Origin of the sequence: Streptomyces otsuchiensis (genome assembly GCF_004305975.1) — a bacterium.
GTDB lineage: Bacteria > Actinomycetota > Actinomycetes > Streptomycetales > Streptomycetaceae > Streptomyces > Streptomyces otsuchiensis.
On the sequence record NZ_BHZI01000023.1, the window covers coordinates 20,495 to 32,180 of the forward strand.

Here is an 11,686-nt window from a genome sequence, read left to right on the forward strand (position 1 = left end):
CCGGCGGCCGACCGATCACGAGAGACGGAGCGACCATGCGCGCAGCACTTCTGCAGACAGCCGTACGTCCGGAAGAGGGCGTCGACGAACGGCGGGAGAGGGTCTCCGCCCTCGTCCGCGCCCAGCACGCCGCCGACCTGGTGGTCCTGCCCGAACTCTGGACGGTCGGCGCGTTCAGCTTCGACGCCTTCCACGCGCACGCCGAGTCGCTGGACGGGGCGACGTGCCGGGCCATGGGCGAGGCCGCGGCCCACGCACGGGTGTGGCTGCACGCGGGCTCGATCGTCGAGCGGTCGGTGGAGGGGCAGTTGTACAACACCTCCCTGCTGTTCGCCCCCGACGGCCGGCTGCACCGGACGTACCGGAAGATCCACCGCTTCGGCTTCGACCGGGGCGAGGCGGCGCTGCTGAGCCGCGGGGAGGAGACCGTCACGGCGGGACTCACGGCTGTACCCACGGCGGGCGGCACGGCTGGCGTCACGGCCGGTCTCACGGAGGGCGTCACGGCGGACGTCACGGTGGGACTCGCCACCTGTTACGACCTGCGCTTCCCCGAGCAGTTCCGTCAGCTGGTGGACGGCGGCGCCGAGTTGCTGCTGGTCTCCGCCGGCTGGCCGGCCGCCCGCCGCGGGCACTGGTCGCTGCTGGCGCGGGCGCGGGCGCTGGAGTCCCAGGCGTACGTCCTTGCATGCTCGACCGCCGGCAGCCACGCCGGGGTGGCGCAGGCCGGTCACAGCGTGGTGGTGGACCCCTGGGGCGAGGTGGTGGCCGAGGCCGGCCCGGACGAGGAGACGCTCGTCGCCGACCTCGACCTCTCGCTCGTCGCCGCGACGCGGGCGGACTTCCCCGCGCTCCGGGATCGGGTTCTCGGTGTCCCGGCGCCCGGCTGAGCGATCCGGTGCACCCAGCCTCCCCACAGGGGCGACGCCGGGTGCACCGCCCGCCGCGACCGAGGAAGGTGCCGTCCGCCGTGCGGACGGCACCTTCCGTCGTGTCCCGGGGTCCGGCCGCACGCCTGACGCTCTTCGAACTGCCTCTGCGGCTCCCGTTGTTGGTGCTCTCCGCGCCGGTGGGGCGGCTCCCGCGCGACGGCGCCCAACTATTTTCCGGCACCCCCTTGCGGTCGGCTCCGCGACCGTGTCACACTCTTTCTCGACGGAGTATGCCTTCTTCCAGAAGGCGCGGGCCGTCGTCGCGTCGCCCACCATGGCGGCGCTTTTTTCATGCCCCGCACCACGCGGACGCTGCGGCCGCCCGGCCTTCGCGGCGTACGGTCCGCGTGAACTCCCGCCCGTGTCACCACGTATCCCGCATCCGAAGGCGGGTCCTCCCCAAGATGAGGCGACCATGGCTGACCCGACACCTTCCGGCCCGGTACCGTGCGCCGCACAGCGCTGCCAACGGGCCGGCCGCTCCGGCGACCTGCGCCGCAGGCCGGCCGCACCCGGCTTCCGGCTCTGCGGCTCCTGCCGCCGCACCCTCGCCGCCGACCTGGCCGCGCTGCCCGAGCTCCACCGGGACAGCGAGGAACAGTCCGTCCTACCCGCCCGGAACGCGGCCGCCGTGCGGGTCACCGGTCACCTCCCGGCGGCGCCCGCGGGCGAGGTGGGGGTCGAGGTCCGGCACGACGCCGCCGTGCGGCTGGTGTTCTGGAGCCGGCTGGTGCTGGACGAGCAGACGTCCGAGCCGGCACCGCCCGGTCGCGCCGTGCCGGAGCTGGCCGAATTCCTGGCCCGGCACGTGGACTTCCTCGCCGCCCACCCGGCGGCGGGCCCGGCGGCCGACGAGATCGCCGACGTGGCGGGTGCCCTGCGCCGCCTCGTCGCCCCGCCGAGAGCGCCGCTCGTGCCACTGGGGCGCTGCGTCGAACCCGGCTGCGGCGCCGAGGTGTTGCTCCCCGGCCGCGGCGGGGACGACCTCGTCCTGCGCGGGCCGAAGTGCCGCGCCGGGCACGTACTGACACCGCGCCAATGGCTGTTGCTGAAGCGGGGATCCCCCACCACCGGGACCGAGGAGTCTTCATGAACGAGACCGAGGCCGAGACCGAGACCACGGCCGAGACCGGGACAGACACCTTCACCAGGGCCGGCGCCGCACGGAAGACACGCGTCCCCACCTCGCTCGCGGCGCTGGCCCTCGGCGTCCGCGAGAGCACGATCCGCCAGTGGGCCCGTCGCGGCAAGATCACCCGCTACGGCACCCGGCGCCAGGCGCTGTACGACCTGGACGAACTGACCGCGCTGGCCGTCGGCACGACCGGCACGGACCCCGCCGCACCCGGTCCGCGCACGTCCTGAACCTCGCCGCGCCCGGTCCGCGCACGCGCTGAGCCCTCGCGGCTCGCGAGCCCCGGCCCACCCGGCCGCCGTCGCAGTCGCCGACGCGCCGACGCGCCGGCATCCGCCACACACCCGCACCGCTTTCCTTCCCCCCCAACCGCCCGGCCGCCGCCGGGTGGTGCCGACCCATGCCCTGATTCAGCCGGGCCGGCCCGTCCGCACCGAGGAGAGAACGCATGAACACGCAGCCGACATCGCAGAACGCGCCCACGTCGCAGGACGACCAGTGGCAGAACCACTGGCAGGCACGGCGCGACCCCTTCTTCCAGGAGTGCCTCGCGGCCCGCCAGGACCTGCTCGCCGACCTCAAGGACCCGGCCGCCGCGCAGGCCCGGGTACTGGCCGACCTCATCGACATCGGGGCCGGCTCCCTGCACTGGAAGGAGCAGGGGTACGACGCGGTCGTCGCCGACCCGTCGACCTTCCGGTCCGTCCTGCCCGTGATGCGTTACGACGACTACGCCGAGCAGATCGACCGCGAGACCCGGACCAAGGGCGGCGTCCTCTCCTGCAGCCCGGTGCTGCGCTGGCTCAAGACCAGCGGGACGACCGGCACCCCCAAGCGCGTCCCGTACACCCTGCACTGGCTGCTGAAGTACCGGATACCGGCGATGAAGGCCATGTGGGGCACCTATCTGGAGCTCCACCCGGAGATCCTCGCGCACCCCTGGGCCACGCTGGACACCCAGACGGTCCGTGAGGACGTGTACGACTTCGTGCACGGGGTCGAGCACCAGGCGATCAGCAACCGGCACCCGCAGATCAACAGCCGGGACTGGAACCCGCCCTGGTACACGTCGCCCTGGTTCGGCCCGGACACCCCCACCAGCCACTCGGGCCGGATGTACCACCGGGTGCGGCACCTGGTCGGGCGGCAGCTGCACTACATCTCGGCGATCAACCCCAGCACCCTGGTCTCGCTGCGTGACCTGATCGCGGAGTTCGGCGCCGACCTGGTCCGTGACCTGCGCGAGGGCACCCTGGAGGGCCGGCCGTACGCCGAGCCCGACGAGGTGGCGGCCCGGCACCTGGAAGGCGTCCTGGCCCAGGACGAGTTCAGCCTGGTCGACGTCTGGCCGTCGCTGACCCTGTACAGCTGCTGGCTGTCCGCCTCCGCGGAGCTGTACCGGCCGAGGCTGGAAGCCGTTCTGCCCGGTGTCGCCAAGCTGCCGTTCATGAGCTGCGGCACCGAGGGCGTCACCACCATCCCCGTGGACGACACGCTCGACAGCCAGCCGCTCGCGGTCAGCCAGGCGTACTTCGAGTTCGTCCCGGCCGAAGTGCCGCTGGGCGAACTGCTGGACGCGGGGGAGCGGATCGAGACGCTGCTGCATGACGAGGTGGAGGCGGGCCGCGACTACCACCTGATCATGTCGCAGGGGAACGGGCACGCCCGGCTGTGGACCGGCGACATCTACCGCGTCGACCGGATCGTCGACGGCACGCCCTGGGTGCACTTCACCCACCGCGACGGCGTCTTCCACTCCTTCACCGGCGAGAAGATCACCGAGGGCCAGGTCACCCAGGCGATCCGGCAGGGTCTGGCGGCCGGCGGCCTGGACACCGGTCTCTACATGTGCGGCCCGCGCTGGGGAGGGCTGCCCTCCTACGCGGTCGTCGTCGAGGTGCCCAGCCCCGCCGAGGAACTGGACCGCGAGCTGTCCGCCGGCATCGACCGGGAACTGTCCACCATCAACATCGAGTACGCCTCCAAGCGGGACAGCAGCCGCCTCGCCGGTCTGCGGGTGCGCACGGTGCGGCAGGGCGCGATCGCCGCCTACGTCGAGTCCCGGCGGCAGCAGGGCAACTCCACCCAGTACAAGTACAAGCCCTTCCAGCGGGACAGCGACTTCGTCGAGGCGGTTCTCACCCACTGACGCCCGCGAACGACCCGACCGCCCCGCACGCTCCGCAAGCTCCACCGCTTCACCCGCTCAATCCGATCCACCTGATCCACCCCCAATCCGCCGGCTGACCCGTCCGGGTCGCCCGGCGCGCGACCGAGGAGTGATGAACGTGATCGAGACCATGAGGCCGCCGCAGAACATCCGCCGCGAGATCATCGACGTGCCGTGCGACGACGCCCGGCTCGCCCTGCACGTGTGGCGTCCGCAGCACACCAAGGGCGCCGTCTTCTACTTCCACGGGCTCCAGAGCCACGCCGGATGGCTGTGGGAGGTCGGGCCGCGGTTCGCCGACAACGACATCGCCTTCTTCGTGCTGGACCGGCGCGGCAGCGGCATCAGTCCCGGCCCGCGCCACGAACTGCCCGGCGCCGACACCCTGCTGGACGACTACGCCCGGGCCGTCGCCGCGGTGCGGCAGACCATCGGCGAGTCCACGCCCCTCACGCTGTTCGGCCACTGCCTCGGCGGCTCCTTCCTGGCCGCCCTGCTCTGCGACGACGGGTTCACCACCTCCTACGACAGCGCGGTGTTCTGCTCCTCCTGGCTGGGCCGGATGCACGCCACCCTGGGCGTGGAGGAGCGCGCGGCGCTGGCCACCGGACCCGGCACCGAACTCTGGGACGCGGGCCTGCGGTCCTCCGACTTCACCGACGAGGTCAAGTACCGGCACTTCATCGACAACGACGACCTGGCGGTACGGCAGGTGACCCGGCGCTCGCGTGCCGTGCTGCTGGACCTGGAACGCCGGTACCTGGACCCGGCCCGTCGGCCCCGGGCGGTCCCCTCGGCCACGTTCGTCTCCGGGATGACCGATCCGATCGTGGACCTCGACGCCGCGCACTCCGTCTTCCAGCAGCTGGTCTCGGGGCGTGGGGCGCAGATGAAGTTCCCCACCGACAAGCACTACCTCTTCTACACCGGCGTCAGTGACGACCTGGTCGACTGGACCTCCACGCACACCCTGCTCCAGGGGGTGAACCGCGGTGCCTGAGGCAGGACGGGCCCGGCTCTACCACGTAGAGCTGCCCATGCGGACCTCCTTCGACCACCCGGCGGCCCGGCGCCGCACCTCCGACAGCCTGCTGCTGAGCCTGTCGGTGGGCGGAGTGACCGGCCTGGGGGAGTGCGCTCCCCGGTCGTACGTCACCGGCGAGACCACGGCCAGCGTGCGCACCGCGCTGCAACGGGTCGACCTCCCGGCGCTGTTCGCCCGGCTGACCGGGCGGCCGCCGCAGGAGTGGCCCGGTCTTCTGCACCGGCTCGGCTTCGCCCGCTGCTTCGGCGTCGACGGCGGCAACAACCTGCTCTGCCTGCTGGAGACCGCCGTACTCGACTGGCTCGGCCGCCGCCTGGGAGTCCCTGCGGGACGGCTGCTGCCCGGCACGCCCGGCATGGTCGGCACGCCCGGCATGGCCGGCGCGCTCGGCGGCGAGCGGGAGACCGGAACCCTCCCGGTCTCCCAGGTGCTCGATCTCAGCCTGGAGACCGACGAGTTCCTGGCGACCCGTGGCCCCTTCCACTTCGTGAAGATCAAGGCGTCGGACGATCTGGAGCGCGACGCCCGCACCGTGCGCACCATCCGCGAGAAGCTCGGCGACGACCTGCCGATCATGGTCGACGCCAACATGAGCTGGACCGCCGCGGAGGCGATCGGCCACGCCCGCCGCCTGCGGACGGCCGGGGTCGACTACGTGGAGGAGCCGCTGCCCAAGGGCTCCTGGGAAGGGCTGCGCGCGCTGCGCCGGGACGGGGCGGTGCGCGTGATGCTGGACGAGTCGGTCTGCACGTCCCGGGACGCCCGGAACGCGATCGCCGCCGAGGCGTGCGACGCGTTCAACATCCGGGTGTCGAAGAACGGCGGGCCGCTCCCGGCGGCCCGGCTCGCCGCCCAGGCCCGGGAGCACGGGCTCCGGTTCCAGTTCGGGGTCCAGGTCGCCGAGGTGGGACCGCTGATCAACGCCGGCCGGGCGGTGGCCTTCGGCCACCCGGACGCCATCACCGTCGAGGCCGGCCAGTCCGACCGCTTCTTCCCGGAGATGGTCGTCGTGCCGCCACCGGCCGTCGACCGTCACTCCAACACCCTTGCTCCGGCGGCCGGTTCGGGCTGGGGCATGGAACTGGCCGACCACGCGGAGCGCTGGGCCGTCAGCGACCTCTGACCGGTGCCCGGCCGTACACCACCCCGTACCCGGAGTTCCCATCACGGAAAGGCACCAGAACCATGACCGTACTCTTCGAATGCACCTACCGGGGGCGCCGCCACATCGGCCTCGGACTGCCGCGCGACGGTGAGCCGTTGACCCTCACCCCGCTGGGTGAACGCGACCTGCTGACGCCGCTGGCCGCCGGCGAGGACATCACCGAACTGCTGGCCGACGCCGAGTGGTTGACCGTGGCCCCCGCCGAGCGCGACGCGGTCGGGTACCGCCCGCCGCTGCTGCCCGAGCGGCCCGGCGACGCGCTCGTCGGCGGGTTCATGCAGACCCACAACGTCAAGGTGGACGCGGAGACACCGGCCCAGCCCGCCTGGTTCCTCAAGGGGCTGGGTGACGTCCTGCGCACCCCCGGGCAGGAGTTGCGCGCCCCGGCGTCCGCCGTCGCGCTGACCGAGGAGGCGGAGATCGTCCTGGTGTACATCGGCGACGCGGACGGTCTGCCCCGCTACGTCGGCTACACCTTCGGCAACGACCTCACCGACATCGGCCGCTTCCGTAACCACCGCGGCCACCTCTCCTACGCCAAACTCTGCGACGCGGGAGTGGCGCCCTGGCTGTTCCTCGGCGAGCCGCCGCACGAGGTCACCGGCCGCGTGACCGTGGAGCGTCATGAAGCCCTCTGTTGGCAGGGGGAGTTCACCACCGGCACCAAGGCGCTGCACTACGGCCTGGACGCCATCACCGACGAACTCTTCTCCCACCACACCCTGCTCGCCCCGGGCCGGGTGCACTACGTCTACATCGGCGCCGACCGCAGCAGCTTCCACGACGGCTTCCGGATCGCCGACGGCGACCGCGTCACGCTGGACTTCGAGAGCCACGGCGTCACCGTCTCCAACCCCGTTCGCCGCGCCTCCCCGGGACCGGCGCCCGCCGCGCGTGAGACGCCGTGACGGGCCCCGGTGACATCGTGCGCGGCCTGAGCGGTACCGAGGCCGCGGCCGCCTACGCCCATCTGCTGACGCGCGGCGGGGGCCGGCTCACCACCGGTTTCACCGTGGACCGCCCGTTCTCGCCCGCACGGGTGGAGCGGTCGGTGCGCACCTGGCTGGAGCGGTCGCCGATGCTGTCGCTCCGGATCGAGGAGACCGCCGACGGGCTGCTGTTCCGGCGGCCCGGCCCGGCCGACCGGGACGCCACCGGCTGGGCGGGCGCGAGCCGGGCGTCGCCGGGCGGGCGGCTGTGGCGGCTGCGTGCCCGGCCCGACCCGGGCGGCGGGACGCGGTTCTCGCTCGGCCTGCACCCGGCGATCTGCGACGGCTACACCTCCAGCCGCCTGGTGCGCTCGCTGCTGGCCGCCCTGCTGGACGGCGATCCCCAGGTGGCTGCCGCGCCTCGGGAGTTGTCGCCGGAGGTGCTGCCGCCGGACACCGACGAGCTCACCTACGCGGGGTCGGACGCGTGCGGGTGCGGCGCGTGCGGCCGGCGCCGGCCGCCGCGCTACGCGGGGAGTTCGGAGCGCATCTCCCCGCCGGAGTACGCCGCGCCGCCGGAGTACGCCGCGCCTTCCGAGTACACCGCGACTCCGGACCGCACCGTGCCGCCGGAGGGCACCGAACCCGTGCGACGCCGGGAGCTGTCGGGACGGGCGCGGCCGGCCGGTCTCGCCCCGCCGGGGCTGCCCCGGGTCGAACGTGACGACGGCCCGCTGGTGCTCTCCCTGCCCGCCCGGGAGAGCCGAAGGCTGCGCGAGTGGTGCCTGGCGCGGCGCCTGACGGTGAGCGGGTTCCTCACCAGCGTTCTGGCCGAGGCGCTGGCGCGGCGCACCGAGCACACCGAGGTCGCGGTGGCGACGGCCATGTCGCTGCGTCGGCGTTACGCGGAACGGACACTGATCGCCGAGCCCGGCTGTGTGCTGACGATGGTGGACGCCCGGCTGCGGGCCGTCCCCGGCGGCGAGCCGTCGGCGAGGGCGCGGTCGGACGCCGCCGCGCTCTGCGCGGCCGGACGGGAGTGGCGTCCCGACAGGCGTGGGCACGCCGCGATCCGCCGGTCCGCCGCGGAGCGCGCGGCGCACGTCAGGGTCCCGGAGCTGCGGGTCCTCGACGCCGGTGCGGTGGACGCCGCGCTCGGCCCGTACGCCGCTCGGGTGACCCGGCTGCGGACCGTCGCCGCACGGGGTGCCGGGCCGCCGGGTGTCTCGCTCCATCTGTCGTCGTTCCGGGGCGAGTTGACGGTCACACTCGCCTCGGGGGAGCTGGGGAGGGAGTGGGCTGCGGCGGCCGGGCACGAGCTGGCGGCGGCCGTCCTGCCGAGTGACGCGCACCACGCCTGAGACGACGCCGCAGGTCGCGGCGGTGCGCTCGGCCGGACTCCGCAAAGTCGTCAACGGAGGTGGGAGGCGCGATTGAAAACAAAGAAATCACTCTCTATTGTTTCACGTGGATCGGGACGCAGGCCCTTCCGGGGGCACCCACCCGTCGTCGACGGGCGCCCCGATCCCGAAAGTTCGGCCCGCCCGTAGACGAGGAAGGGACACGAGCCATGGCGAGGGTGTTATCCACGACCGGCGCACCGGCAGCGGCGCGGCCGTCGCGCGACCGTGCCACCACCGGTGCCGACCACCCCGCCTTCGGCGCGTTCGTGGCGGAGCTGTTCGCCGGGCTTCCTCGCGCCGACCAGCGCCGCTGGGCCCACGCCTACACCCGCGGCCTGCTCGTCACCCCCGGCCGGAAGACGACGCGACGGATCGCGGCCCGGGTCTCCGACTCGGCCACCGCCGCGCAGGCGCTGCACCAGTTCGTCAACGCCAGCCCCTGGGAGTGGCAGCCGGTGCGCGCGCTGCTGGCCGACTGGGTGGTGCGCCGTGCCGCTCCGCGCGCCCTGGTCCTCGGCGCCACGGTGCTGCCCAAGCGTGGGGACCGCTCCTGCGGAGTGCACCGGCGTTTCGTCCCGGGCGACGGCCGCACGGTCAACTGCCAGCTGGGGTTGGGCGCGTTCCTCACCGGACCCGCCGCGGCCGTCCCGGTCGACTGGCGGCTGCTGCTGCCCGGCCCGTGGTCCGACGACCCGCAGGCCCGGAGCCGGGCCCGTATCCCCGGCGATGCTCCCGGGTCGGCACGGTCGGCCACCGCGCTGGCGCTGGATCTGGTCGACTCGGCCGGCTCACTGCTTCCCGCCGGAGACGTACGGGCGTTGCCGGTCCTCGCGGACCTCGACGGCTTCGCGGAGCCGTCGGCCCTGGTCGAAGGGCTCGCCGCGCGAGGCCGGTTCGTGGTGCGGGTGCGCGAAGACCTCGCGCTGCTGCCCGACCGCCCGGCCGCCGGCCGCTCCGGCGCCGGCCCTCTCCCCGCGCGTGATCTGCTCGGGGCGCACTCGTCCCGGCCCCACCAACTTCCCGCGCCGACCGGCATCGCGATGGCGCTGGTCCGGCTCCCCGGTACCCCGGCCACCGTCCGGCTGGTCGGCGAGCGACTGCCGGACGGCGCGCTGGGACGGCTCTGGCTCACCGACCTGACGGACCGCCCACCCCGCGAGCTGGCGGAGGCCGTCCGGCTGGGCACGGCCACCGCCGAGGCGGTGAAGCAGCTCGACGACGTGGGGCTGCGCGCCTTCGAAGGGCGCTCCTACCCGGGCTGGCACCACCACATGACGCTGGTGTCCGCCGCCCTGGCCTACCGCGCGCTCGGTCACCTCACCCCGCCGCGCGAGGCCGCACCGCCGCGCGAGGCCACCTCACTGCGCTGGGCCATGCCGCCCCGCGACAGCGCCCGGGGTGTCCGGCGCCCCGCCGCGGACCGGCCGCCGCGCGGCGGCCAGCTCAGACCGTCGCCCCCGCACACCCGTGCGGCGACGAATCCGGCCAGGCAGCCGGCGATGGCCATGGCCGGGCAGCCGGCGACGACTCCGGCAGGGGCCCCGGCGGCCCCACGGCCGGCCCCCGCGACTCCGAGACGAACAGGATGCTCCTGATGGCCCTTCCCAAGGCGTTCTGGCTGCTGTGGTGCGGGCAGACCGTAGGCAGGCTCGGCATGCTCGCCCCCGCCTTCCTCGTCCTGTACCTGGAGCAGGAAGGGCTGGTCGAGCCCGGTACGACCCCGCTGGTCGTCGGCTTCTTCGGCGCCGGAATCCTGCTGTCGGGACTGGTCGGTGGCGCCGTCGCCGACCTGATCGGGCCACGCCGCACGATCATCGCCGCCCAGCCGGTGACCGCCGTGATGGCGCTCCTGTTCATCGTCTCCGAGAACGTGGTGGCGCTGTGCGCCCTGGCGCTGGCCACCGGTCTGCTGTCGGCCATCGACCGGCCCGCCGGCGCCGGACTGATCTCCACGATCGTGCCGAGGAAGGACTTCACCAAGGCGTACAGCCTCTTCCTGGTCGGCTTCAACACCGGTATGTCGCTGAGCCCGATCCTCTCCGGCTTCCTGCTCGAGGTCAGCCCCACCGCCCTCTTCGTGGTCTGGGCGGCGTCCTGCCTGCTCTACGCCGCCCTGGTGTGTGCCGTGCCCGCCGACGCGCCGCGCCCCGCGGGCCGGCCGACGAGCGCGACGGCCGCGATCAAGTCCGCCGCACGCGGAGTCGCCGAACCCTTCCGCACCCCGGTCCTGGTCGGCTTCCTGCTGCTGACCTTCCTGCTCGGCTGCGTCTACCTCCAGGTCAACTCCACGCTGCCGCTGGACATGCGGGACAGCGGTCTCACCCCCGCCAACATCGGCTTCGTCCTGGCGGTCAACGCGGTGCTCTCCATCCTGCTGCTGCCCCTGGTGCCCCGACTGGTCGGCGGCATGCGGGCACACATCCCGCTGATGCTGGCGGGCGGCCTCATCGCCCTCGGTTTCGGCAGCAACGTCTTCGCCAACGGACTGGTCGCCTTCACCGCCGCGACGCTGATCTGGACGCTCGGGGAAGTGCTGTGGGCACCGATGTCCGCCACCTTCATCGCCGACCGGGCACCGGCCGACCGCGTCAGCACCTACCAGGGCTCCTACTTCTTCGCCTGGAACGCGGCGTTCGTGGTCGGCAGCCCGGCCGGACTCGCCCTGGCCCACTCCCAGGGCTACCCGACGCTGTGGATCTCCGTCCTCGGCGTGGGCGTGGTGGTGGTGATCGGGTTCGCCCTGCTGCCACGGCTGCGGGGGTTCACCCGGGAAGCGGGCGCCGCGCAGGCTCCCGAGACCACCGGCCCCCACGGCGACTCCGTCACCGGGCCGGACGCCGCGCCCGAACCGCTCACCGCCTCCGCCGAAGCGCCCAGGCCCTGACCCACGACCCCCACGACCCCCAC

General features: G+C 73.6%; 10 protein-coding genes. All 10 read left to right on the forward strand.

Going from position 1 to position 11,686, the window contains the following annotated elements:
* Positions 1–35 precede the first annotated feature (35 nt).
* The 10 genes from E0D90_RS04235 (at position 36) to E0D90_RS04280 (ending at position 11,663) form a co-directional block, all read left to right on the forward strand.
* On the forward strand, positions 36–890 hold the full coding sequence (locus E0D90_RS04235; protein ID WP_103501674.1) for a carbon-nitrogen family hydrolase: 855 nt from the start codon (positions 36–38) through the stop codon (positions 888–890).
* A 457-nt stretch (positions 891–1,347) separates the two neighbouring features.
* Entirely contained in the window at positions 1,348–2,025 is a 678-nt protein-coding gene (locus E0D90_RS04240) for a hypothetical protein (RefSeq protein ID WP_103501675.1), read from the forward strand.
* The gene (locus E0D90_RS04245) at positions 2,022–2,297 is read left to right on the forward strand and encodes a MerR family transcriptional regulator (RefSeq protein ID WP_103501676.1); all 276 of its coding nucleotides are present in this window, start codon (positions 2,022–2,024) and stop codon (positions 2,295–2,297) included. The genes E0D90_RS04240 and E0D90_RS04245 overlap by 4 nt, the downstream gene beginning before the upstream one ends.
* Before the next feature lie 218 nt (positions 2,298–2,515).
* A complete protein-coding gene (locus E0D90_RS04250) occupies positions 2,516–4,216 on the forward strand; it encodes a GH3 family acyl-acid amido synthetase (RefSeq protein ID WP_130796640.1) in 1,701 nt (566 codons plus the stop codon).
* A 139-nt stretch (positions 4,217–4,355) separates the two neighbouring features.
* Positions 4,356–5,237, forward strand: coding sequence for an alpha/beta fold hydrolase (locus E0D90_RS04255; protein ID WP_130796641.1), 882 nt, complete (start codon positions 4,356–4,358; stop codon positions 5,235–5,237).
* Positions 5,230–6,405 (forward strand): mandelate racemase/muconate lactonizing enzyme family protein, encoded by a 1,176-nt coding sequence (locus E0D90_RS04260; RefSeq protein WP_130796642.1) that lies wholly within the window; start codon positions 5,230–5,232, stop codon positions 6,403–6,405. The genes E0D90_RS04255 and E0D90_RS04260 overlap by 8 nt, the downstream gene beginning before the upstream one ends.
* 62 nt (positions 6,406–6,467) lie before the next feature.
* The gene (locus E0D90_RS04265) at positions 6,468–7,355 is read left to right on the forward strand and encodes an FAH family protein (RefSeq protein WP_130796643.1); all 888 of its coding nucleotides are present in this window, start codon (positions 6,468–6,470) and stop codon (positions 7,353–7,355) included.
* Complete coding sequence (locus tag E0D90_RS04270; protein ID WP_130796644.1) at positions 7,352–8,737, forward strand: hypothetical protein; 1,386 nt, start codon at positions 7,352–7,354, stop codon at positions 8,735–8,737. The genes E0D90_RS04265 and E0D90_RS04270 overlap by 4 nt, the downstream gene beginning before the upstream one ends.
* Before the next feature lie 209 nt (positions 8,738–8,946).
* Complete coding sequence (locus E0D90_RS04275) at positions 8,947–10,374, forward strand: IS701 family transposase (protein ID WP_130796645.1); 1,428 nt, start codon at positions 8,947–8,949, stop codon at positions 10,372–10,374.
* Positions 10,374–11,663, forward strand: a complete 1,290-nt coding sequence (locus E0D90_RS04280) for an MFS transporter (RefSeq protein WP_227869977.1) — start codon at positions 10,374–10,376, stop codon at positions 11,661–11,663. Before E0D90_RS04275 ends, E0D90_RS04280 begins: the two co-directional genes overlap by 1 nt.
* Positions 11,664–11,686: the final 23 nt, after the last annotated feature.